This window comes from Flavobacterium ponti (genome assembly GCF_042652765.1).
GTDB lineage: Bacteria > Bacteroidota > Bacteroidia > Flavobacteriales > Flavobacteriaceae > Flavobacterium > Flavobacterium ponti.
Window position 1 is genome coordinate 17,378 of record NZ_JBHSGW010000009.1, and the last position, 25,227, is coordinate 42,604.

The 25,227-nt window shown below is 30.9% G+C and carries 26 protein-coding genes; 22 read left to right on the top strand and 4 right to left on the bottom strand.

Translation table 11 applies throughout. From position 1 onward, the window contains the following. Positions 1-222 (top strand): hypothetical protein (locus tag ACFO3U_RS07395; protein ID WP_379739974.1); only part of this gene is annotated, 222 nt, incomplete at its 5' end. On the opposite strand, the gene ACFO3U_RS07400 is transcribed toward ACFO3U_RS07395, so the two are convergent. Then, on the bottom strand, positions 219-818 hold the full coding sequence (locus ACFO3U_RS07400; RefSeq protein ID WP_379739977.1) for a riboflavin synthase: 600 nt from the start codon (positions 816-818) through the stop codon (positions 219-221). The genes ACFO3U_RS07395 and ACFO3U_RS07400 overlap by 4 nt on opposite strands. Before the next feature lie 57 nt (positions 819-875). On the opposite strand from ACFO3U_RS07400, the gene pdxA reads away from it, so the two are divergent. The 15 genes from pdxA (at position 876) to ACFO3U_RS07475 (ending at position 11,385) form a co-directional block, all read left to right on the top strand. Further along, entirely contained in the window at positions 876-1,916 is a 1,041-nt protein-coding gene (gene pdxA, locus ACFO3U_RS07405) for a 4-hydroxythreonine-4-phosphate dehydrogenase PdxA (RefSeq protein WP_379739980.1), read from the top strand. A 91-nt stretch (positions 1,917-2,007) separates the two neighbouring features. Further along, positions 2,008-2,544, top strand: coding sequence for a YceD family protein (locus tag ACFO3U_RS07410; RefSeq protein ID WP_379739983.1), 537 nt, complete (start codon positions 2,008-2,010; stop codon positions 2,542-2,544). Positions 2,545-2,553: 9 nt separating this feature from the next. Further along, on the top strand, positions 2,554-2,748 hold the full coding sequence (gene rpmF / locus ACFO3U_RS07415) for a 50S ribosomal protein L32 (protein ID WP_026716620.1): 195 nt from the start codon (positions 2,554-2,556) through the stop codon (positions 2,746-2,748). Positions 2,749-2,909: 161 nt separating this feature from the next. Further along, positions 2,910-3,908 carry a beta-ketoacyl-ACP synthase III gene (locus ACFO3U_RS07420; protein ID WP_379739987.1) on the top strand — a complete coding sequence of 333 codons (999 nt, stop codon included), beginning with the start codon at positions 2,910-2,912 and terminating at the stop codon, positions 3,906-3,908. A gap of 28 nt (positions 3,909-3,936) precedes the next feature. Continuing rightward, positions 3,937-4,416 (top strand): acetyl-CoA carboxylase biotin carboxyl carrier protein, encoded by a 480-nt coding sequence (accB, locus tag ACFO3U_RS07425; protein WP_379739990.1) that lies wholly within the window; start codon positions 3,937-3,939, stop codon positions 4,414-4,416. Positions 4,417-4,502: 86 nt separating this feature from the next. After that, positions 4,503-5,855 (top strand): acetyl-CoA carboxylase biotin carboxylase subunit, encoded by a 1,353-nt coding sequence (accC, locus tag ACFO3U_RS07430; RefSeq protein ID WP_379739993.1) that lies wholly within the window; start codon positions 4,503-4,505, stop codon positions 5,853-5,855. Positions 5,856-6,140: 285 nt separating this feature from the next. Continuing rightward, on the top strand, positions 6,141-6,488 hold the full coding sequence (locus ACFO3U_RS07435; protein WP_379739996.1) for a hypothetical protein: 348 nt from the start codon (positions 6,141-6,143) through the stop codon (positions 6,486-6,488). Positions 6,489-6,538: 50 nt separating this feature from the next. Further along, positions 6,539-7,651, top strand: a complete 1,113-nt coding sequence (locus tag ACFO3U_RS07440; RefSeq protein WP_379739999.1) for a hypothetical protein — start codon at positions 6,539-6,541, stop codon at positions 7,649-7,651. Between the two features lie 14 nt (positions 7,652-7,665). Further along, complete coding sequence (locus tag ACFO3U_RS07445; protein WP_379740002.1) at positions 7,666-8,244, top strand: hypothetical protein; 579 nt, start codon at positions 7,666-7,668, stop codon at positions 8,242-8,244. Positions 8,245-8,310: 66 nt separating this feature from the next. Further along, positions 8,311-8,883 carry a DUF6705 family protein gene (locus tag ACFO3U_RS07450; RefSeq protein ID WP_379740005.1) on the top strand — a complete coding sequence of 191 codons (573 nt, stop codon included), beginning with the start codon at positions 8,311-8,313 and terminating at the stop codon, positions 8,881-8,883. 25 nt (positions 8,884-8,908) lie between these two features. After that, positions 8,909-9,391, top strand: coding sequence for a DUF6705 family protein (locus ACFO3U_RS07455; RefSeq protein WP_379740008.1), 483 nt, complete (start codon positions 8,909-8,911; stop codon positions 9,389-9,391). A 162-nt stretch (positions 9,392-9,553) separates the two neighbouring features. Beyond that, positions 9,554-10,165, top strand: coding sequence for a DUF6705 family protein (locus ACFO3U_RS07460; protein WP_379740011.1), 612 nt, complete (start codon positions 9,554-9,556; stop codon positions 10,163-10,165). A 1-nt stretch (position 10,166) separates the two neighbouring features. Next, the gene (locus ACFO3U_RS07465) at positions 10,167-10,769 is read left to right on the top strand and encodes a DUF6705 family protein (protein ID WP_379740014.1); all 603 of its coding nucleotides are present in this window, start codon (positions 10,167-10,169) and stop codon (positions 10,767-10,769) included. Between the two features lie 171 nt (positions 10,770-10,940). Next, on the top strand, positions 10,941-11,141 hold the full coding sequence (locus ACFO3U_RS07470; protein WP_379740017.1) for a hypothetical protein: 201 nt from the start codon (positions 10,941-10,943) through the stop codon (positions 11,139-11,141). Next, positions 11,128-11,385 carry a hypothetical protein gene (locus ACFO3U_RS07475; protein WP_379740020.1) on the top strand — a complete coding sequence of 86 codons (258 nt, stop codon included), beginning with the start codon at positions 11,128-11,130 and terminating at the stop codon, positions 11,383-11,385. Before ACFO3U_RS07470 ends, ACFO3U_RS07475 begins: the two co-directional genes overlap by 14 nt. 61 nt (positions 11,386-11,446) lie before the next feature. Here the strand turns inward: ACFO3U_RS07475 and ACFO3U_RS07480 are convergent, their stop codons facing one another. Beyond that, the gene (locus ACFO3U_RS07480; RefSeq protein WP_379740023.1) at positions 11,447-13,321 is read right to left on the bottom strand and encodes a S9 family peptidase; all 1,875 of its coding nucleotides are present in this window, start codon (positions 13,319-13,321) and stop codon (positions 11,447-11,449) included. Positions 13,322-13,423: 102 nt separating this feature from the next. Further along, complete coding sequence (locus ACFO3U_RS07485; protein ID WP_379740026.1) at positions 13,424-17,074, bottom strand: reprolysin-like metallopeptidase; 3,651 nt, start codon at positions 17,072-17,074, stop codon at positions 13,424-13,426. A 254-nt stretch (positions 17,075-17,328) separates the two neighbouring features. Between ACFO3U_RS07485 and ACFO3U_RS07490 the strand changes: the two genes are divergently transcribed. The 6 genes from ACFO3U_RS07490 (at position 17,329) to ACFO3U_RS07515 (ending at position 22,977) form a co-directional block, all read left to right on the top strand. Next, complete coding sequence (locus tag ACFO3U_RS07490) at positions 17,329-18,591, top strand: dicarboxylate/amino acid:cation symporter (protein WP_379740029.1); 1,263 nt, start codon at positions 17,329-17,331, stop codon at positions 18,589-18,591. 1 nt (position 18,592) lies between these two features. Continuing rightward, entirely contained in the window at positions 18,593-19,285 is a 693-nt protein-coding gene (locus ACFO3U_RS07495; RefSeq protein ID WP_379740032.1) for a DedA family protein, read from the top strand. Beyond that, complete coding sequence (locus ACFO3U_RS07500; RefSeq protein ID WP_379740035.1) at positions 19,285-20,400, top strand: NAD(P)/FAD-dependent oxidoreductase; 1,116 nt, start codon at positions 19,285-19,287, stop codon at positions 20,398-20,400. Before ACFO3U_RS07495 ends, ACFO3U_RS07500 begins: the two co-directional genes overlap by 1 nt. Positions 20,401-20,485: 85 nt before the next feature. After that, the gene (gene mtgA, locus ACFO3U_RS07505) at positions 20,486-21,163 is read left to right on the top strand and encodes a monofunctional biosynthetic peptidoglycan transglycosylase (protein WP_379740038.1); all 678 of its coding nucleotides are present in this window, start codon (positions 20,486-20,488) and stop codon (positions 21,161-21,163) included. Positions 21,164-21,269: 106 nt separating this feature from the next. Then, a complete protein-coding gene (locus ACFO3U_RS07510) occupies positions 21,270-22,058 on the top strand; it encodes a T9SS type A sorting domain-containing protein (protein ID WP_379740041.1) in 789 nt (262 codons plus the stop codon). Positions 22,059-22,176: 118 nt separating this feature from the next. Then, positions 22,177-22,977, top strand: a complete 801-nt coding sequence (locus ACFO3U_RS07515) for a TIGR00266 family protein (protein WP_379740044.1) — start codon at positions 22,177-22,179, stop codon at positions 22,975-22,977. 73 nt (positions 22,978-23,050) lie between these two features. Here the strand turns inward: ACFO3U_RS07515 and ACFO3U_RS07520 are convergent, their stop codons facing one another. After that, positions 23,051-25,177, bottom strand: a complete 2,127-nt coding sequence (locus tag ACFO3U_RS07520) for a prolyl oligopeptidase family serine peptidase (RefSeq protein WP_379740047.1) — start codon at positions 25,175-25,177, stop codon at positions 23,051-23,053. Positions 25,178-25,227: the final 50 nt, after the last annotated feature.

Sequence of the window (25,227 nt, forward strand, 5' to 3'; positions counted from 1 at the left end):
ACTTTTACCCGCATGAAATTGACCCCAAATAAATATTCTCTAATAGCCTTTTTATTAATGGGCTTTACTGCAATGGCTAAACAGGGTCCACCACCACCAGCTGCTGCACCTCCACCACCAGGTTTTCCAATAAATGATAATTTAATGGTTCTAATGTTTTTAGGTGTTTTCTTTTCTTTTCTTTTTTTGAAAAAATATTTTAATTTAAGTAAAAAAGCTTAATTATTTAAAATATTTAATTCAGATAGTCTTTTAACATATTTTCCTATTACATCAAATTCTAAATTAATTGCATCTCCAACTTTTAAAGTTGAGAAAACTGTGTTTTCATAAGTGTATGGGATTATAGCCACACTAAATTCATTTAATTTTGAATTTACAACAGTTAAACTTGTTCCATTTATAGTTATTGATCCTTTTTCAATTGTAACATTTTTCAATGACTTGTCGTATTCAAAGGTAAAATACCAACTTCCGTCAGCTTCTTTTATTTCTTTGCAATAGCCAATTTGATCAACATGTCCTTGAACAATGTGTCCATCAAGTCTAGAGCCTAATATCATCGCTCTTTCTAAATTTACTAAATCATTTTTTCCCCAATCTCCTATAGTTGTTTTTTCAATAGTTTCTTTGATTGCGGTTACAGTGTATTGATTTTCCTTAACAGCAACAACGGTTAAACAAATACCATTATGTGCAACACTTTGATCAATTTTTAATTCGTTGGTGATTTTAGATTCTATTGTTAAGTGAAGATTTTCTTGGTCTTTTTGAATATCTTTTATTATTCCTATTGTTTCTACTATTCCTGTAAACATAACTGGTTTTATTTTACTAAATTTGCAGTTCAAAAATAGCATAAATTACTCTTTATAATGGTTAAAATAGCAGAAAATATTATTGTTGGGATTTCAATAGGTGACTTAAATGGTGTTGGAAGTGAAATTGTCCTTAAGACTTTTGAGGATAATAGAATGTTAGAGCTTTGTACTCCAGTTATTTTTGCAAATGTTAAAATAATGTCTTACTTAAAGAAGGTTTATGAATTAACATTAAATTTTCATGGAATAGATTCATTAGATCAGTTAGTTGTTGGGAAAATTAATGTTTTAAATGTTTGGAAAGAACCTGTAAATATAGAATTTGGAAAAACGGATAATGAAGTTGGAAAATATGCCATAAAATCTTTTTTTGCAGCTACAAAAGCATTAAAAGAAAGCAAAGTTGACGTGTTGTTAACTGCTCCAATCAATAAATATAACATCCAATCAGAAGAATTTAAATTTCCTGGTCATACTGATTACTTGGCAAAAGAGTTTAATGAAAACGCTCTTATGTTTATGATTCATGAAAATTTACGTGTTGGTTTGTTAACGGACCATGTTCCAGTTAATGAAGTGGCAAAACACTTGAATGAAAAACTAATAGCACAAAAAGTTAAAATAGTTAATGATACTTTAAAACAAGATTTTAGAATTGAGAAACCAAAAATAGCCGTTCTTGGCCTCAATCCTCATGCTGGTGATAATGGAGTTATTGGAAAAGAGGATGAAGAAATTATAAAACCAGCATTAAAGAAAATTTATGATTCTGGAATTTTAGTTTTCGGACCATATTCAGCTGACAGTTTTTTTGGGAGTAATCAATACAAACAATATGATGCTGTTTTGGCAGTGTATCATGACCAAGGTTTAATTCCTTTTAAAACAATGTCGTTTGGTAATGGAGTTAACTATACGGCTGGACTGAGTAAGATTAGAACTTCTCCAGATCATGGAACAGCTTTTGATATTGCAGGTAAAAATAAAGCTAGTGAAAGTTCTTTTAGAGAAGCCTTATATTTAGCAATTGACATGTATAATAATAGAAATGAGTATAAGGAATTGACAAATAATCCTTTAATTGCGAGTAAATAATTAGTTATAAACAAAAAAAAGTTGACAACTACTTTTATTTTATAAATATTTTATATCTTTGCACTCCTTTAAAAAGGAAAAAACTGTTGTAATGAATAAATTAAAAGAGTATTTAATTCAATTTGTTGGGTTAAAAGTAGGGAAACACCAGTTTGATTATCAGATAGATAATTCGTTCTTTGAGCACTTTGAGTTTGATGAATATAATGCTTCAAATATAAAAGTTGATGTTTTATTAGAAAAGAAAACAACCATGCTTGAATTAACAATTAAGCATAAAGGAACAGTAAATGTACCATGTGATTTAACTAGTGAAGATTTTGACTTACCTATAAAAGGAAAAATAAACTTAATTGTAAAGTTTGGGGATACTTTTAATGATGATAATGAAGAATTATTGATATTGCCTCATGGAGAATTTGAATTTAATATTGCTCAATATATATATGAGTCAGTAATACTTTCGGTTCCTTCCAAAAGAGTTCATCCTGGAGTAAAAGACGGAACACTAGATTCTAAAGCATTAGAACTTTTAAACGATTTAGCTCCAACAGAGATTAAAGAAGAAGAAAACAAAGATACCGACCCAAGATGGGACGATTTAAAAAAACTATTAACGGATAAATAATATATTAAAATGGCACATCCAAAGAGAAAAATCTCCAAAACAAGAAGAGATAAGAGAAGAACACATTATAAAGCAACTCCAGCTCAAATCGCTACTTGCCCTATAACTGGTGAAGCACATTTATACCACAGAGCTTACTGGCACGAAGGTAAAATGTACTACAGAGGACAAGTTGTAATTGACAAGTCAGAAGCAGTAGCTTAATAGCATTTTAAATTATAGAGAAAAACTCTCACTTAGTGGGAGTTTTTTTGTTAAAAATAAATCGTTGATAATTATACAAGATGATTTATTTTGGTTTGAATTTTTTTTTGTAATTTTCGCAACTATTCAAACGGCATCGTTTGATAAGAAAAATTATACTTATGAATAAAATAACAGCCGCAATAACAGCAGTTGGATCTTATGTTCCAGACTTTGTTATGTCTAATAAGGTGTTAGAAACTTTAGTAGATACTAATGATGAATGGATTACTTCAAGAACAGGAATAAAAGAAAGAAGAATTCTTAAAGAAGAAGGTCAAGGTACATCTTTCCTTGCCATAAAAGCAGCACAAAATTTAATAGAAAAAGCAAATATTGACCCTGCAGAAATTGACATGGTTATCATGGCTACAACAAGTCCAGATATGCCAGTTGCCTCTACTGGTGTCTATGTTGCCACTCAGATAGGAGCTGTAAATGCATTTTCTTATGATTTACAAGCAGCATGTTCAAGTTTTTTATACGGAATGTCAACTGCTTCAGCTTACATTCAATCTGGAAAATATAAAAAAATATTATTAATTGGAGCCGATAAAATGTCTTCAATTATTGATTATACAGATAGAACAACTTGTATCATCTTTGGAGATGGTGCAGGTGCCGTTTTGTTTGAACCAAACGAAGAAGGTTTAGGTTTACAAGATGAATACTTAAGAAGTGATGGTGTAGGAAGAGATTTCTTAAAAATTGAAGCAGGAGGTTCTTTAATGCCACCTTCTGAAGAAACTGTGAAAAACAAAAAACATTTTGTGCAACAAGATGGAAAAACAGTTTTTAAATATGCAGTTTCAGGCATGGCTGATGTAAGCGAAAAAATAATGGAACGCAACAATCTTACTAAAGAAAATATAGATTGGTTGGTAGCTCATCAAGCGAATAGAAGAATTATTGATGCAACAGCAAATAGAATAGGTTTAGAAGAAGATAAAGTTTTAGTAAACATCCACAGATATGGAAATACAACTTCTGGGACTTTACCTCTATTACTAGCTGATTTTGAAAGTCAATTAAAAAAAGGAGATAATTTAATATTTGCTGCATTTGGAGGTGGATTCACTTGGGGATCTATTTATTTAAAATGGGCATATAACACAAAATAACAAACAAACTAAATCAAATTTTAATAGTATGGATATTAGAGAAATTCAAAATTTAATCAAATTTGTATCGAAATCAGGTGCAACGGAAGTGAAATTGGAGATGGATGATTTTAAAATTACCATCAAAACAACTCCAGAAGGTGCTGAAAGTACTACAACTTATGTACAACAAATGCCAGTTTCTCAAGCTTTACCTCAAGCTCAAGCTGCTCAACCAACAACTCCAGCAGCTCCAGTAGCAGCAGTTGAAGTTAATGATGACGCAAAATATATTACTATAAAGTCTCCAATTATTGGAACATTATACAGAAAACCAGCTCCAGACAAACCAGTTTTTGTTGAAGTAGGAAGTACAATTTCTAAAGGAGATGTAGTATGTGTAATTGAAGCAATGAAATTATTCAACGAAATTGAGTCTGAAGTTTCAGGTAAAATTGTTAAGATTTTAGTAGACGATTCTTCTCCAGTTGAATTTGACCAACCATTATTCTTGGTTGATCCATCATAATTATTTTGAAATTCCAATAGTCAAAATACAAACTCCAAATGTTGGATTTTGGGATTTGGGATTTGTAATTTTAAAATTTAAAAAAGATGTTTAAAAAAATATTAATTGCTAATAGAGGTGAAATTGCACTTCGTGTAATTAGAACTTGTAAAGAAATGGGCATCAAAACTGTAGCTGTTTATTCAACTGCAGATGCAGAAAGTTTACACGTACGTTTCGCTGATGAGGCTGTATGTATTGGACCTCCTCCAAGTAATCTTTCTTATTTGAAAATGTCAAATATTATAGCTGCTGCAGAAATTACAAATGCAGATGCTATTCATCCAGGTTATGGTTTCTTATCTGAAAATGCAAAATTTTCTAAAATTTGTCAAGAACATGGTATCAAATTTATTGGAGCTTCTCCAGAAATGATTGATAGAATGGGTGACAAAGCCAATGCTAAATCTACAATGATTGAAGCAGGTGTGCCATGTGTACCAGGTAGTGAAGGAATTATCACTACTTATGAAGAATGTGAAAAAGTTGCCAAAGCTACAGGTTATCCAGTAATGCTAAAAGCTTCTGCTGGTGGTGGTGGAAAAGGTATGCGTGCCGTTTGGAAAAAAGAAGATTTGAAAAATGCTTGGGAATCTGCAAGACAAGAAAGTAAAGCTGCCTTTGGAAATGATGATATGTACATGGAAAAACTTATTGAAGAGCCAAGACATATTGAAATTCAAGTAGTTGGAGATTCTTATGGAAAAGCTTGTCATTTATCAGAGAGAGATTGTTCTGTTCAACGTCGTCATCAAAAATTAACGGAAGAAACACCTTCACCATTTATGACTGATGAATTGCGTAATGCAATGGGAGCTGCTGCAGTAAAAGCTGCTGAATATATAAAATATGAAGGAGCAGGAACGGTTGAGTTCTTGGTTGACAAACATAGAAATTTCTACTTTATGGAGATGAATACTCGTATCCAAGTGGAACACCCAATTACGGAACAAGTTATTGATTATGATTTAATTCGTGAGCAAATTATGGTTGCAGCTGGAATTCCAATTTCAGGTAAAAACTATTTCCCAATATTACACTCAATTGAATGTCGTATTAATGCAGAAGATCCTTATAATGATTTTAGACCATCACCTGGAAAAATCACTACGCTTCATACACCAGGTGGACATGGAGTTCGTTTAGACACACATGTTTATTCTGGTTATACAATTCCACCAAATTATGATTCAATGATTGCTAAGTTGATTACAACTGCTCAAACAAGAGAAGAAGCAATTAATAAAATGAAACGAGCATTGGATGAATTTGTGATTGAAGGTATAAAAACAACAATTCCTTTCCACAGACAATTAATGGAAGAACCAGATTATGTAGCTGGAAATTACACTACAAAATTCATGGAATCCTTTGTGATGAAAGAAAAAATAGAAGAATAAATAGAAAACGCTCAATGAAAATTGAGCGTTTTTTTATGATAAATTATTTTTAAAATATTATTTAAAAATAAAAAAATACTGTAGTTCATTTGATAGATTAATTTTAAGTATACTCTTTAGTTTAAATTTGCTTTTTAAAAATTTTATTTTAAAAAATCGACAAAATGCATAAAAAAGCTATAAAAAAATCATTTTATTAACAAATTGAAGATATGCGGTTTTACCGTAATTGAATTGCTATAAATCCATATTATATTAGCTAAAAATTATTTAATAATGTAAAATATGAATAGAAAAATTAAATGTTTATTCTTTTTGATTTTAGGTATACTTTTTGCCGCTTGTCAGTTAGAGGAAGATTATTTACAAAATCAAGATAATAACCCTAATTTAGGAAGGTATAAAATGCAATACAAAAAATTTGACGAATTAATTCTTGATACAAAAATTGCTCCTTTAATTAAAAATTATCCTAAAAAAGAAGAGATTATTAGCAGAAAGGCTAATAGAACCATTTATGCTGAGGAGAATGATTTTTATATAGACACTGAACAATCTGTTTATATTGAAGACACAGCATCTAGTTATTCTTCATATACATTACTGTTTATAGAACTGAAACAGAAAATATAAATTATTTAGAAAATCTAGTTCTTTCTTTTCCTGATTCTATTCACTATCAATTGACTTTGATTCGATATGAATTAACAACTCAGGAAAAACAAGATTTAAAAAACGGATTAAATATCGATTTAAGAGATAATATTATCATAACATCTTCTGTGGAAGATAATGAATTTGCGGCTAATCTTTCAGATAAATTAGCTCTTTCGCAAGATGGAGATTGTTTTACCTTAATACAAACCTCTTGTAATGGAAGTTTAAATCATCCTGATGGTTATTTACCTGATGGTTCAAACTGTCCTGGACATCATGAAGAGGGTATATGGACTTTTTGTAATGACAATGGGAGTAGTAGTGGTGGAGATACATTTGGCGGTTTAGATACTGGAATTAATAATAACAATACCAGTGGCACACAAACATCAGGCTCTGGTGGTGGTGGAGGTAATGTTACAACATCTCCTGTTATATGTAAAACTTGCCCAGAGTTTGATGAAAATTCTCCTTGTGAAAAAATAAAAAACGGCACAAGTAGTGCTGCATATAAACAAAAATTTAAGGCACTGACAAATAATTATAACTTAGATCATGAAACTGGTTTTAGTCAAGTTGGTAGTTCTTTAATAGATGGAACACATAACAATAATCATCAAATAATTTATCCTGATGATAGTAAAAATGGAACACATGTTCATAACAATAACATAAAAACAAAATCAGACGGTTCAACATATGATGCAAATGTTAAAATGTTATCACCTAAAGATTTATATTTATTAATGTTCGCTTTTAGACCTAATAACCCTGACCCTTTAGACACATTTCATATAATGCAATCCAATGAAGGTATTTTTGCAATTACCATAATTGATATTGCACCTTTTACTGTAGAACAAAGGAATTTCTTATTTAATTGGAACAAAGAATTTGAGGAAATTGCAAAAGAAATTATAGAAACTTGGAATACTTCCAATGCAAGAAAAAATGCCTTAGCAAAAATGTTTTTAAATGGTTTAAAAGAAGCTGGTCTAGAAGATAAAATAGCGTTTTTTGAAGGTGAAATAGAAAATGCTTCTGATACAAATATCAATAATTATAATATTAAATGGACTAGAAATAAACTTAAGAGCACTTTTTTGGGTACATCGATAGAAAAAACAGATTGTAATTAAAATAAAAATTTAACATGAAAACAATATATAAAATTTTAGCAGTATTATTAATTAGTTTAAATGCTTATTGTCAAGTAACACAAATTGTTCCATTAAGAACTTTGTCATATGATATGCCAAATGGTGCTTATGCAAAAGATCTAGACAATGAATTTCCGTTTTGGATAGATACTTGGGAAGGGGTTGTAAATAATAAGAAATACTCTTTTACATTTATTAAATTTGCTCAACAACTTAGGACTTATCCTAATGGTAATTATAGGTATAAAGATTTAGTAGTGGGTAAGTTAAAAGTAACGGATGTTTTAACAAATCAGATAATTTATGATGAATCTTCTTTTACAAATTATGAAGATTTTATTGTAAATGGTAATGTAATTATTGGAGATGAATTTCATTTTGGTTTATACGACAAAGAAAACCATTGCTATAATAGTGCTGACTTCATATTGGTAAAAGATCCAAATAATCCAAATCAAATTCTTTATAAAGATTTTAGTTATGATGAATATTATGAATGTTCTACTTATCAAAATCAAGAAGACATTCCTATGTTTTTGCCAAAAGTAGATTTAGTATTAACTAGGCAATAAAAGTTAAATGAAAATTTAAATAAAACCTTAGTTTACTGTTGAATTAAGGTTTTTGACTTTAACCTTATGAAAAATATATTAAAAACTTTATGTTTATTCTTGTTTACAATTAACATAAGCTGTAAAGCTCAAATTATCCCTCTTAATAGTGTTGATTATCCTGATGGAGCATATTTAAAAGATTTAGACAATATTTTACCATTTTGGGAAGGCACATGGAAAGGGACAGTAAACAACAAAGAATATACTATTCAATTTGTAAAATTTACACAACATCAAACAACTTTTTCGGATGGTAGTTTTGAATATGAAGATTTGCTGATGGGTAAGTTCAAAGTAATGGATTTAAGCACAAATCAAATTTTATACAATGATTTGAATACTACCATTTTTAATGATTATAAAATACAACTAAACGGCAAATTAGGAACTGAATATTTTTTTATGTTTTTTGATACCCAAAGTAATTGTAACAATACATTTAAATTTTCTTTGGTTAAAGACAATACTAACCCAAACCAAGTATTGTATACAAATTTTAGTTTTGATGAATACGATTCTTGGGATTGTCAATATCAAAATCAAGAAGACATCCCCATGTTTTTGCCGCAAACAAATTTGACATTGACAAAGCAGTAATTGTTAAGTTAAGGTTTTCTTTACCATGAAAAAACTAATTAAGACATTTTGCTTGTTGTTATTTACAGTTAATGTGAGTTGTCAAGTAACTCAAACAGTTCCACTTAAAACTATTGAATATCCTGATTATGGCACTTATTTAAAAGATTTGGATAATGTTTTACCTTTTTGGGAAGGCACATGGAAAGGCACAGTAAATAACAAAGAGTATACATTCCAATTTGTAAAATTTACACAACATCAAACAACTTTTTCTGATGGTAGTTATGAATACGAGGATAAGTTGATGGGTAAGTTTAAGGTGGTAGATTTAAGCACCAATCAAATATTGTATAATGATTTGAATGCTACTAATTTTGAAGATTATAAGATTTATTTTTTATCTAATATTGATAGGCAGTATTTTTTCAAGTTTTATGACACCGTAAATAATTGCTACAACAGTGTAGAATTTTCATTAATAAAAGACACTACAAATTCCAATCAAGTATTGTATACAGAATTTTGATTTGACGGATATGATTCTTGGGATTGTCAATATCAAAGTTCAGTAGATATACCTATGTTTTTGCCAAAAGTAAATTTGGTATTAACTAGGCAATAAAAGTTAAATGAAAATTTAAATAAAACCTTAGTTTACTGTTGAATTAAGGTTTTTGACTTTAACCTTATGAAAAGCATATTAAAAGCTTTATGTTTATTATTGTTTACAATTCATTTTGGTTGTAAAGCACAAACAATCATGCAAGAGCAACCACTTGAGAATCGAACAACAAGTACTACAGGAGTTTATTATAAAGACTTTGATAATTTTTTAAACACTTTTGAAGGAACATACTTATATTCAAACGGAAATACTTCTTTTAAGATTATTTTGCAAAAGAAAATTAAATCCTCTATAAACGGTAGATATGAAGAAGATATTTTAATTGGTGGATATCGTTATGTTGAAAATGGTATTGAAAAAATAAACACGTTGAATGCCTTAAATACCATTTTGCCTAATGGATGGTTTTATCCTATTAACGGAAATAATATTATGGAAGGAAAAATGCGTTGTCCAACTTGTGACGATAATGAAAAGTGGATTTTAGCTGATATTAAAGACCCTGTTGGTAACCATGTAAATGAGTTGTTTATTCGCAAAACAACTGTAGGTGGACAAGATGCTATTAAAATATTTATTTATCATGCTTTAGAAAGTGCAAGTCCAGATAATGCTCCAGCACCATTACCTATAAATCATCCAATAAACCAAGAGTTTACCTTGGTAAAACAGTAAAATGAAAAATACAATATTAATATTACTGCTATCCATTACTTACACTTCTTGCAAAGCACAATATTCTTTGCAGAATTATGATTCTGCTAACGATTTACCAAGTGGTTCTTATTGTGCCGATACATTTAATGATTTTAATAATTATGAAGGTACTTGGAAATCAGTTTTAGGCAATAAAGATTTTACAATAATATTACAAAAAAGAACACATGTTTATTATGATTTTGAAGATATTTATACTGATTTTTTAGTGGGGGAATATATATACAAAGAAAATAATGTAGAAATAATTAATACAACATCAAATTTATCTACTAATGAAGTTAGGGGTAATAATATTAATGGTAGATTATTTATTCAAGACAATAATGACTTCCCAATTTGTTATGATTGTGTTCCTAATGAACGTAGAGTTCAACTTTTTTTTACAGATCCCACGAGAACACATGTGCATGCTTTAATCGTTTTAAGACATAAAATTGAAAATGGAGTTCAAGTAATAAAAGCGTTTTTATATGAAACCTTATCTATAACAGTAGAAGGGGATAATTTACCTGAACATTTAACTGTACCTACTGGTGAATATACTTTAATAAAACAGTAACAAATGGATTCATTATTCTAGTTTGTAGTATTAATTAAAACCAAAAAAAATGAAAAATATATTAAAAACTTTATGTTTATTATTATTTACAATTCATTTTGGTTGTAAAGCACAAATTGACTCCTTAAACCAATGATTATGACAATGGCTCTTATTTAAAAGATTTGGACAATGTTTTACCTTTTTGTAAGTACATGGAAAGGAACAATCAATAATAAAGAATATACATTTCAATTTGTAAAACTTCATCAAAATTTAACTACCGTTTCTAACGGTGATTATTATTATGAAGATGTATTGAAAGCTAAATTTAAAGTTGTGGATTTAAGTTTAAATGTAATACTTTATGATAATTTGAATGCAAATAAATGAAGAATATGAAATTCGTTTTTTAGATAACATATTAACAGAGTACTTCTTTTATTTTACTGATAATGAAACAAATTGTTATAACAGTGCTAAATTTACTATATTAAAAAATATCACAAATTTAAATCAAATAGAGTTTAAAGATTTTACTTATGGTGATAACATTAATTTAGATTACCCTTATGCTAATCAAATTGATATTCCAATATATTTAACAAAAGTAAATTTAACTTTAATAAGGCAATAAGTATATTTAAAAAACGCTCAGTTAAAATTGAGCGTTTTTTTATCATGTTATTCAATAAAAATCAAAGCGTTTCTTTCAGCCATTTAAAAAATTCTCTTTGCCAAACTAAACCGTTTTGTGGTTTTAAAATCCAATGATTCTCTTCTGGGAAAATCATAAATTTACTTTTAATTCCTTTCAATTGTGCCGCTTGAAATGCTTCTTGACTTTGTCCAATGGGCACACGATAATCAATTCCACCTTGAATAATGAAAATAGGAGTGTTCCAATTATTAACCAAAGTTATTGGATTAAAATCATTATAGGTTTTTTGTGCAATTTTATTTTCATTTTCCCAATAAGCTCCTCCAGAATCCCAATTTGTAAAGAAAACTTCTTCTGTAGTTCCATACATACTTTGTGTGTTGAAAATTCCAGCATGTGAAATAAACGTTTTGAATCTATTCTTGTGAATTCCTGCTAAATAAAACACAGAATAACCACCATAACTTGCTCCAACAGCACCAATTCTTTCATTATCTACATAACTTTCTTTTGAAACATCATCTATAGCCGATAAATAATCATCCATCACTTGTCCACCCCAATCTCCACTAATTTTTTCATTCCATTCCACACCATGACCCGGCATTCCTCTTCGATTGGGAGCCACAACAATATAACCTTGCGAAGCCATAACTTGAAAATTCCATCGAAACGAATAAAATTGAGTCAATGCACTTTGTGGTCCACCTTGGCAATATAAAAGTGTTGGATATTTTTTTGAAGCATCAAAATTTGGAGGCAAAATTACCCAAACCAACATTTTCTTGCCATCTGTTGTCGTTACATATCTTCTTTCTGTTTTACACTTTGAAATTTTAGAATAAACTTCATCATTTACTTCCGTGATTTGGTTCCATTCAGAACTTTTTAAATCATACGAAGAAATCTCACTAGAATGATTCATATCTCCACGTGTTACAATGATTTTTGAATCACTAAAACCAACTATTCCATTTACATCAAAATCTCCTTTTGTGATTTGTTGCACTCGAATCATAATTTTGGTTAAACCCGGAAAATTCACTTCAAACAATTGTTTTGTTCCATCAATTGCTGCAATAAAATATACTTTTTTACCGTCTTCACTCCATGTAAAACTATCTACTGTTCCGTCCCAATTGCTTGTCAAATTAATGTCTAAACCTTTATGACGAACAATGATGTCATTTTTATCCGCTTCATAACCATCACGTTTCATTTGTAACCAAGATAAATCTCCGTTTGGTGAAAATTGAGGTGCAGTATCATAGCCTAAATTCTTTTCAGTAAGATTTTTGGTGGTTTTAGATGCAATATCATATTCAAATAAATCTGTATTTGTAGATGTTGCATAAGATGTTCCTGCTTTTTTCTTACAGACATAAATTACTTTTTTTCCATCAGGAGAAAATATATAATCTTCATCACCACCAAACGGTTTTTGAGGACAATCATAAGGTTCGTTTTCCATGATATCAACATCATTTACAAAAACATGATTGTGTTTCCCTTCATTCCAAGTATCCCAATGACGATAATCTAAACCATCATAGATTAGAACATTAGATTTGTCTAATTCTGGATAAAAATCTTTCCCTAATACTTTATCGATTTTAACTTCTTTATGGGAAAGTGTTTTTCCGTTTGAAGAATTTTTATCATTTACTAATGAAGCGTAATCTTTCACTTCTTTAGCTTTTCCACCGATAATTGGTATAGAATAATAACTAGAATTCAACTTGTTTTCAACCATATCAGGTTTTGAAACTTTATAAATAATAGATTTTCCATCTTTAGAAATTCCTAAAGCAGAAACTCTACCTAATTCCCATAATTTTTCTGGAGTCATACTTTCTTGAGTTATTCCTGAGCTTGTTATCATACACAATGCAATTAAAACTATTTTTTTCATAAATTTTTTATTATGATTTAAGATTTTAAAATTACGCAAATAAAGAGAATAAAAAAAGGTCTTCCTTTTGAGAAGACCTTTTTAATGAGTAATTAAAAATTATTATTGTTTGATAAATCGTTTCACAATTTTTGAATTGTTAAAGTCAATTTCTAGCATATAAGTTCCAACAGGTAAATTAGAAACATCTAAACTGTTATTTCTAATAGAACCATTATAAACCGTTTGCCCTTGCATATTGTATATTTTAACGGCTGTGTTTTCTGAAACTGTTGAAATATTTAATAAAGAGCTAGTTGGATTTGGATATAATTTAATGTCAACAAAATTGTTTTCGGTTTCAATTTCTTTACCAGTTCCACCAATTACAACGGTGTAATCTTCCACTTGTCCATAGGAGAATGACTCACAAGATGTTGGAACACCATTGTATTTCATTGAAACTCTCATTCGAGTAGAACCATTAAGAGCTGAAGTTGGAATAGTAAACGAACCACTTACTGGAGTTGTTTTTGAAGCTGTTCTTGTCCAAACTGTTTCTCCTGAATCGTTAAAATCACCATCTTGATTATAGTCAATAAATACAGCATAACCTTCATTATAAACCGTTCCTGTCCAAGTTGGAGTAATAGTGATTGTATATGATGAACCTTTATTTACATTTGTAGATTGTGAAGTAAAGTTTTCATAGCCAGCAGTTCCTGTTGAAATGTTGTTGATTGATCCAAAAACTACTTTTCCAATTCTTTCATCATTTGTATTATTTCCTTGCGAAGTACAATATGAAACTGAATTTGAAAGCGTAGTTACAGAAACAACATTACTTGATGATGATACATTTCCAGCTGCATCTTTTGCTTTTACTGAAAAACTATAAGTTGTCGCAGGAGTTAAGCCTGTAACATTTGAAGTAGTTCCAGTAACATTACCTAATAAACTTGAACCACTATAAACATCATAGCTAGTTACACCAACATTATCAGTCGAAGCATTCCAAGACAAATTGGTTGTTGTTTGAGTAGTTCCAGAAGCTGATAAACTTGTTGGAGCAGTTGGAGCAGTTGTATCTGCAGTTCCAGCACCAATATTTACTGTATAATCTTCTACTTCTCCATATGAAAAAGTTTCACATGATGTTGGAATTCCATTGTATTTCATTGAAACTCTCATTCTTGTTGCACCAGAAGATGCTCCAGATGGAACTGTAAAACTTCCATTAACAGGAGTTGAACTTGTAGCTGCAATAGAAACAATTTGTTCTCCTGCATCATCAAAATCACCATCTTGGTTGTAATCAATCCAAGCAGCATAACCTTCACTGTAAGTTGAACCTGTCCATGTTGGAGTTATTGTGATGGTGTAATTTGTTGATCTACTTAAGTTTGTTGAAATACTTGTAAAATCGGTATATCCATTATTTCCAGATGATGCATTATTTATAGTATTTAATTGAACTCGTCCAATATATTCATCATTTACGCTATTTCCTTTTGTATTGCAATAGGTTGGAGTAGAACTTCCCGATAAAGTAGTTACATTAACTGCATTACTTGATACAGAAATGTTTCCGGCAGCATCTTTAGCTTTTACAGAAAAAGTATAAGTAGTTGCAGGAGTAAGTCCTGTTACATTGTATGTTGTTGCAGCTGTTGAACCTAGCAAAGTCGCTCCTCTATACACATCATAACCTGTTACACCAACATTATCAGTTGCACCTGTCCAACTTAAATTTGTCGTTGTTTGAGTTGTTCCAGAAGCACTTAAGGTTGGAGCAGTTGGAGCAGTTGTGTCTCCACCAGAACCAGCAGTAATTGTAAAATTAGTATTAGAAACATCAAAGAAAATATGGTTTGTTCCTTTAACCATTATTCTATTTTGAGTTCCAGGAGTATTTGGAATTGTTACAGCTTGTGAGCCGTCATTTGGTGTTGAAGCTAATAAAGTTGTCCAAGTATTTCCACCATTAGTAGAAATAAGAATGTCAACATTAGCACAATTTACACCATTTGCAGTTGTTCCAGCAACCGACCAAGTTACAGTTTGTGTACTTCCTCCAACATAAGAAACTGCTGTGTTTGGAGAACTAACAGTAAATGGTCCAGCAGTTGCATTAACAGTTACTTTCATATCATCACTGTTATTACCTGAACCACCAGCTCTATTGTCTCTGACAGTTAATCTAAAGTTTAATGTCCTTGCAACTGAAGATAAAGCTTCAACAACAATTTCAGAACCAGAAGTTGTAGTTGCTCCAGCTAAAACTCTGGACATATTAGGAAAATATCGTACTGGAGAAGTAGTTGATGAATAAGACCTAAAAGTAGGTCCTGATGTTTTTGTTGCAGTTGCTGCAGAATTAGCTCCTGTTTGTGAACTTGAAGCATTATCTATTTGTTCCCAATTATAGGTTAAAATGTCTCCATTTGCATCGGTTCCTGTTCCTGTTAACATGAAAGGAGTGCTTTTTGGAATTGTGTAATCTAATCCAGCATTAGCAGTTGGAATAGCGTTACCTGTATTTGTTGAAACTGGACAAGTTTTTGCTTTTATATTATTAGTTACTTGTTGAATACTAATAGCATGAAAATAAGCATCTGAATGGGCTTGAATATCTTGACTGGTAATTCCAGCGTAACCCATAATTGTTGATCCTGAACCTGGCTCCATATTTACACCAGTTCCTTCATTACTCATAGAGAAAGTATGATTAGCACCAAATTGATGACCTAGTTCATGTGCAACATAATCCACATCAAAATTATCACCACTTGGTACACCATCAGCTGGAGAAGTATAACCACTTCCTTTGCTTCCGTTTACACAAACGCAACCAATGCAACCTGCATTTCCACCACCACCTGAAGCACCAAATAAATGGCCTACATCATAATTTGCTTCTCCAATTACAGAAGTTAATGTGGATTGTAATTGAGAATTCCAATTAGACATGCTACTTGAAGGTGAATAAGGATCAGATGAAGCATTTGTATAAATTACCGCATCAGTATTGGCAATTAAAACCATTCGTGCTGAAAAATCTTTTTCAAAAATAGCATTTACTCTGGTCATGGTATTGTTAATTGCTGCTAAAGCTAAAGCTTTTGTGCCTCCAAAATAAGCTGTATATTCTCCAGTAACCGACATGGCTAAACGAAAAGTTCTCAATTTAGCATCATCGGCATTTGGTCTCAACATACTTGAATCAATATCGGGTACAATTTCATCTATCATTGTACATTCAAATGCTGTAAATGCTTGTTTTTTATCCGATTTTTTATAAACTGAATAAGTGTTTAAATCTTTAGAATAAGGTTCTATAAATACAGGAGATTTATCAGCATATAAAGTCATTGATTTAAATCCTAAAGGGGAAATACTAAAATATACTGAAGTAGATGGATTATCAATCCCAATTCCAATATATGATTTTATTTCTGGATATTGAGCCGCTAAAGCAGGTTCCATTATTGAATTTTCATAAATTCCAAAACGTTCAAATTCACCATCTGCGTTAGGAATTGAAATTATAATATTTGATTTTATATTTAAATCATTCCTCTTGGGAGAATTAATTACTAAATTTTTTAAATCATTTACCTTCAAATCGAAAAGATTTTTTTGAGGTAACTGCATTTTACTTTCTAATAAAGTGATGTCGTTTTTAGTGGATGATTTCCACAAAGAGTTTTTTTCTTGGGCAAATGAAAAACTCACAACAGCCAACATTGCGATGGATAGTAATCTGTGTTTCATAATAATATAAGTTTGTTAATAGAGAGCAAATATATTTAACTTTTTTGTCTAAAAATGTTATATTTATAAAATTAACTGAAAATATGTGGTAAAACCGTAATTTTTTAAGGAATAAAATAAACAATATGCAAAGCTGGCTTAGGAAACAGTAAAACAATTAAATTAAGTTGTTTGTAGGTTAAAAATGGATTTAGATAACCTCTTTTTAAAAAAATATAAGTATTTTCACGGCATAAAAGCAAAAACAGAAAATAATGAGGAAATTAGCATTGCATTGGCAAATTTTACTAGGAATGGTTTTAGGAGTACTATTTGCTTTTCTACTAGTTCAGTTTGATTGGGGAAAACAATTTATAGTAGACTGGATCAAACCTTTCGGAAATATATTTATCAATCTTTTAAAATTAATTGCTGTTCCATTAATATTAGGCTCTCTTATTAAAGGAGTTTCAGATTTGAAAGATATTTCTAAGCTTTCAAAAATGGGAGGCAGAACCATTGGACTTTATATAATGACAACAGTTTTGGCTGTTTCAATAGGTTTAGCAGTTGTAAATATTATCAAACCAGGAAATTTTATTTCAGAAGATACTAGAAACGAATTATTGACCAATTTTGCAGGTGATGCTACTTCTAAAATTGAAGCAGCCAACAAACAAAATGAAGCTGGACCATTACAAGCACTTGAAGATATTGTGCCAAGTAATATTTTTAAATCAGCTACTGATAATGGAAGTATGCTTCAAGTGATTTTCTTTGCTTTATTTTTTGGTGTTTCTATGATTTTAATTCCAGAAAAAACGTCAAAACCTGTTAAAGATTTTTTTGATGGCTTCAACGAAATCATTCTCAAAATGATCGACTTAATAATGTTAGCAGCACCAGTGGGAGTTTTTGCTTTATTATCTTCTTTAGTGGCTGAATCTCCAAGTGCTGATTTGTTTAAAGCACTTGGAATGTATGGAATTTCTGTACTAATTGGGTTAGCTTTAATGATTGGTGTTTATTTGTTAATTGTAAAAATATTAGCTAAAAAGAGCCCAAGTTTTTTTCTTAACGGAATTGCACCTGCTCAATTATTAGCTTTTTCAACGAGTTCATCAGCAGCAACTTTGCCAGTTACTATGGAAAGAGTTGTAGATAATTTAGGGGTTGATGATGAAGTAGCCAGTTTTGTTTTACCCATTGGTGCCACAATAAATATGGACGGAACGAGTTTATATCAAGCAGTGGCAGCCGTTTTTATTGCACAAGCTTTTGGAATGGACTTAACATTAGGAGCTCAATTAGGAATTATTGTTACCGCAACTTTGGCATCAATAGGAAGTGCAGCTGTTCCTGGTGCAGGAATGGTGATGTTGGTAATTGTTTTAGCTCAAGCTGGAATTCCAGAAGCTGGTTTGGCCTTAATTTTTGCCATTGATAGACCTTTAGATATGTGTAGAACTACAGTAAATGTTACAGGTGATGCAGCTGTTTCAATGGTTGTGGCAAAATCAGTAGATAAACTCGAATAAGATGAACGACTTTCATTGGACCAAACTTTTTAACCCTGAATTCTATATTACTATGGAGCTCGGAGGTGTACCTATTGGAATTTACATGGTTTTGTTCATCGTCTTTGCTGAAACTGGTTTGTTTGCAGGTTTCTTTTTACCAGGTGATAGTCTGTTGTTTCTTTCAGGAATTTATAGTAGAGAATTGGTTGAAACTTTCTTTTATATTCCAAGCGATTTTTCTAATGTTACTGTTCTAGCTTTATTGATTGCATCAGCAGCCACTCTGGGGAATGTTTTTGGCTATTGGTTTGGAGCAAGAAGCGGACAATTTTTATATGCTAAAGAAGACAGTTTTTTCTTCAAGAAAAAATATTTATATCAATCGCAAGAATTTTTTGAAAAACACGGTGGAAAAGCCATCATTTTTGCTCGATTTTTACCTATTGTAAGAACCTTTGTTCCCATAATTGCAGGAATTGTTCACATGGAAAAAGGGAGATTTATGTTTTATAATGTCTTGAGTTCCTTACTTTGGTCTTTCGTTTTGGTTTTTGCTGGACATTATTTATATGATATGTTTTTAACCGAATTCAACATTGATTTAAAAGAACATATCGAAAAAATAATTCTGATTCTAATTGCCGTTACAACTTTTCCTTTGGTAATGAAAGCCATAAAATCTAGAAAGTCGAATTCTAATACTTCTGAATAATGCAACTAAGCTATTGGGAATTAAAAAACTGGTTCTCTAATGTAGATTTCACTATCGTAGGAAGCGGAATCGTTGGCTTACATTGTGCCTTAGAATTAAGAGCGAAATTTCCAAAAAGTAAAATTTTAGTACTCGAAAAAGGCATTTTACCACAAGGAGCTAGTACAAAAAATGCAGGTTTTGCTTGTTTTGGAAGCATTTCAGAAACTATAGATGACTTAAAAACCCATTCCGAAGAAGAAGTTATCCAATTGGTTCAAAAAAGAGTCAATGGTTTACAATTACTTCGTAAACGTTTAGGTGATGAGGTTTTGGATTATAAACCTTATGGTGGTTACGAATTGTTTTTAAAAAATGATGAAGCTTTTTATAGCGAGTGTCTTTCAAAAATTCCATTTATTAATAATGTTTTACAACCCATTTTTAAAGCAGATGTTTTTGCCAAAGAAGTAGACCGATTTAATTTTAAAGAAATTTTTGAATATCTAATTTTCAATCCGTTTGAAGGGCAAATTGACACTGGAAACATGATGCAAGCTTTATTGAAAGAAGCCATTTCCAATGATATTCTAATTTTAAACCAACAAAACGTTACTTCATTCATAGATAATAATTCATTCGTAGAAGTAGTTACGAATGAAATTTCATTTAAAACCAATAAACTACTTTTTGCCACAAACGGATTTGCTTCTCAACTCACCAATAACCAATTAAAACCAGCAAGAGCTCAAGTTTTGATTACCAAACCTATTGAAAATTTAGATATAAAGGGAACTTTTCATTTGGATCAAGGCTATTATTATTTTAGGAATATTGGAAACAGAATTCTTTTTGGAGGTGGAAGAAACCTAGATTTTGAAGGGGAAACCACAACAGAGTTCAATCAAACAGAACTTATTCAAAATAAGTTAGAACAATTGCTAAAAGAAGTTATTTTGCCCAACCAACCTTTTGAAATTGAACACCGTTGGAGTGGCATCATGGGTGTTGGAAATTATAAAAAACCAATAGTAGAGCAATTATCAAACAATGTTTATTGTGGTGTTCGTTTAGGAGGAATGGGTATTGCTATTGGAAGTTTAATTGGCAAAGAATTAGCGGATTTATTAGATTAGTTTTTTCTAGTGATAAGAAAAATTGATAATAGAGTAAATATCCAAATTCTTGAATATATTTGTTACTTATTTAAGTAGCTTTTTTATGTTTAAAAAAATAAAACGAATTATTTGGAAAACCTTTCTGTGGTTTAATATCATCAGTCTTTTTTTAGTATTGCTTTTCAAATTTGTACCAGTTCCTTTTACACCTTTAATGGCAATTAGAGCTATTGAACAAAAAATGGATGGCAAAGAAATGCGTTCCAGTCATGATTGGGTTCCTATTGAAGAAATTTCTACCAACTTACAAAAAGCAGTCATTGCCAGTGAAGATGGAAATTTTTTGACACACAGTGGTTTTGATTTTAAAGCTATTGAAAAAGCCTATGAAAGCAATCAAAAAGGGAAAAAAGTCAAAGGAGGAAGTACCATTTCTCAGCAAACCGCAAAAAATGTGTTTCTTTGGCAAGGTAGAAGTTATTTACGAAAAGGTTTAGAAGCTTATTTCACTGTACTTATTGAATTATTTTGGAGTAAAGAACGCATCATGGAAGTGTATTTGAACAGCATTGAAATGGGAAATGGAGTGTATGGAGCTCAAGCAGCAGCAAAACATTGGTATCATAAAGACGCAAAAAACCTCTCAAGAATTGAAGCAGCCGGAATTGCAGCCATTTTACCTAACCCAAGAAAATTCAATCCTGTAAATTCTTCCAATTACATAAACAGACGAAAAGCAAAAATCAGTAAATATATTGGCTATGTAGCTTTAGAGTATTAAGCATTTAATCGATATAATGTGTTACTGGTCTGGTTTTTAACTTAATTAAAGGACTTGCCTCATATTTTTAATACATTTGCTACTTAATAGACAAAATAAAATATTGATGAAAAAAATGCTCCTTTTTTCTGCCTTATTTGTGATGCAGTTCATCTCAGCACAACAAATAGATTTTACAATTAGATACAGTGATGCAAATGCTAGATTTGAAGTGTATGCAACATCTAATTTTACTGAAAACAACTTCACTTGGGGACCTTCACAAATTAGTGTTTTAGTTCCTGCTAACTTTCCTGACCAAGCTTTATTGATTACGTCTCACGCTGGAGGTTCTTGGGGAGATAATTCTATAGTATATGCTCCAACGGCTGCTCCAACTTTTGATTTTCATGGAATTTCAACAGGTGGTCAGTTAACTAATTTGGTGGCTAATCAAGAGAAATTGGTTTTTTCTTTTGTTTCTCCAGTTGGAAATTGTGCAACAGGTTTACGTTTATTTGTTAATGGAACAGATCCAGATTCAAGCCAACCAGGAATGGCTGGTGGTGATTTTAGTAACACTATTGATAATGGAAATACAGTTGATGTTTATAATGCAAATTATGCTAACACAGGAACGACTTGTACACTTTCAGCTGAAACTGTTGCATTAACTGAAATCAATATCAAAGCATACCCAAACCCTGTAATTTCACAATTGACTATTTCTGGATTAACAACAGCTTTCAATAACATAGAAATATTTGCTTACAACGGTCAATTATTAAAGTCATTTGACACTAAAGAATCTGAAGTAAAGTTTGATTTTTCTGGGTATGCAGATGGAGTTTATTTTGTAAAAATTCAAAATGCAGATCATAATTTTACAGTTAAAAAAATCATTAAACAACCTTAGTTTGTTTTTATATAGATTACAAAAAAGGAGCTAAATTTTAGTTCCTTTTTTTATTTCTAAAAATTGAAACGTAACATTTTCAGCTCAAATTCGACTGATAAACAAAAACAAATTAGATATGCAAGCACACGAAATTGATTACCATATTTATGGAGAAGAAATGCAATATGTGGAGATAGAACTAGATCCAAGCGAAGTTGTAGTAGCTGAAGCTGGAAGTTTTATGATGATGGACAGTGGCATCAAAATGGAAACTATTTTTGGAGATGGAAGTAAACAAGAAGGTGGAATTTTTGGAAAACTATTATCTGCTGGAAAACGAGTTTTAACAGGTGAAAGTCTATTTATGACAGCTTACCAAAACGTAGAATACGGCAAGAAGAAAGTTTCTTTTGCATCACCATATCCAGGAAAAATTGTACCTATAGATTTACAAAAATACGGTGGAAAATTTGTTTGTCAAAAAGATGCTTTTCTTTGTGCTGCCAAAGGTGTTTCTGTTGGCATTGACTTTTCAAGAAAACTAGGAAGAGGTTTGTTTGGAGGTGAAGGTTTCATCATGCAAAAATTAGAAGGAGATGGAATGGCTTTCGTTCATGCTGGAGGAACTTTAGCAAGAAGAGAATTACAAGCTGGTGAAGTATTAAAAGTGGATACAGGTTGTATTGTTGGTTTTACCAAAGACGTACAATATGATATTGAATTTGTTGGAGGAATTAAAAATACCATTTTTGGTGGAGAAGGTGTTTTCTTTGCTACTCTTCGTGGTCCTGGAGTTGCTTATATTCAATCATTACCATTTAGTCGTTTAGCTGATAGAGTTTTACAAGCAGCACCACAAATGGGAGGAAAAGACAAAGGAGAAGGAAGTCTTTTAGGTGGATTAGGAAACCTTTTAGATGGTGATAATAGGTTTTAATTTTTCTCATAAAAATATAAAATCCCGTTTAGCTAATTACTAAACGGGATTTTTATTTAAATTATTTCAAAAATTATTTCAACTCTCTAACACCCATATTATACAAAGTAAACGCTTGAATGTCTACTTGTTCATTAATAATAGCTTCAGTTGATTTTCCAGCACCATGTCCAGCATTAACATCAATTCTAATTAAGGTTGGATTTGGGCCTGTTTGTTTAGCTTGTAACTCAGCAGCAAATTTGAAACTGTGAGCTGGAACAACTCGGTCATCATGATCACCAGTTGTAATCAAAGTTGCTGGATAAGCTGTTCCTGCTTTTACATTATGAACAGGAGAATATCCTTTTATATAATCGAACATTTCTTTTGAATCTTCAGATGTTCCATAATCATAAGCCCATCCAGCTCCAGCTGTAAATGTATGATAACGCAACATATCCATTACACCAACTGCAGGTAAAGCTACTTTCATTAAATCTGGTCTTTGTGTCATAGTTGCTCCAACTAATAAACCACCATTAGAACCACCTTTTATCGCTAAATAATCAGATGAGGTGTATTTTTCTTTGATTAAATATTCAGCTGCAGCAATGAAATCGTCAAATACATTTTGTTTCTTCATTTGAGTTCCTGCATCGTGCCACTTTTTACCATATTCTCCACCACCACGAAGATTCGCAACAGCATAAATTCCTCCATTTTCCATCCAAACAGCATTTGAAATACTAAAACTTGGTGTCAAACTGATGTTAAAACCACCGTAAGCATATAAGATTGTTGGGTTTTTATCATTCAATTCAGTTCCTTTTTTATAAGTGATAATCATTGGAATTTTTGTACCATCTTTTGAAGGATAAAAAACTTGTTTTGATTCATAATCTTCTGATTTGAAATCAACTTTTGGTTTTTCATATACTTTAGAAACTCCTGTTTTTGGATCATAGGAATAAATAGTTCCTGGAGTGGTATAATTTGTGAAAGAATAATATAAAGTTGTTTCTTCTTTCTTGGCTCCAAATCCACCAGCAGAACCAATTCCTGGTAATTTTATGTCTCTAACTAATTTTCCATCATAATCATATTGTTTGATGAATGAAACAGCGTCTTTAATGTAATCAGCAAAAATATATCCACCACCAGTAGAAACTGAAAGGACATTTTCTGTTTCTGGTATAAAATCAACCCAATTTTCCATTTTTGGATTGGCTAAATCAAACGTAACGACTCTTTGGTTAGGAGCTTTATAATCTGTAGATAAATAGAATTTTGTGCCAACATTATCTACTACATTATTATTGTAATCAAAAGTGTTTACGATTTTTTGAATAGGTCCATTTTTACTCAAGTCCTTGATGTATAATTCATTTCCGTTAGTAGCAACTGCAGCAGAAATTACTAAATAATTCTCATCTTCTGTTACGTAACCACCAACATACCTTCTTTTTTCATTTAATCCAAAAACAACCTTGTCTTCTTTTTGTGAAGTATTTAATTTATGGAAATAAAGTTTGTGTTGGTCTGTTTTGGCAGAAAGTTCACTTCCTTTTGGTTTGTCATAACTTGAATAATAAAAGCCTTCATTTTTGTACCAAGAAATACCACTGAATTTTACATCCACAATTGTATCTCCAATAATTTCTTTGGAAACTGCTTGCATGACGATTACTTTTCTCCAATCACTTCCACCTTCAGAAATGGCATAAGCAACTAACGAACCATCTTTTGAGAAGTTGATTCCACCTAAAGAAGTCGTTCCATCTTTTGAAAAGGTATTTGGGTCCAAAAACACTTCTTCCTTGCCATTTTTGTCTTTTCTATATAAAACCGATTGATTTTGCAACCCATCATTTTTGTAGAAATAGGTATAATCTCCTTCTTTAAAAGGTGCTGAAATTTTTTCGTAATTCCATAATTTCTCCAAACGTTCTTTGATTTGCTTTCTGAAAGGAATTTTGTCTAAATAGCCAAAAGTAACTTCATTTTGTGCTTTTACCCAAGCTTTGGTTTCTTCGCTGTTATCATCTTCTAACCAACGATAAGGATCTTGAATTGAATCTCCAAAATAAACATCCACAGTGTCTACTTTTTTGGTTTCAGGATAATTTACAGTCATGTCTAACTCTGATTCAGTTTTAGGTTCTTGTTTGCAAGATATAATAGATAATGCTACAATGGCCAATGTTATTGTTTTTTTCATTTATAAAGGTTTAGTTGTTTCACAAATTTAACAAATTGATTATTAAAGCT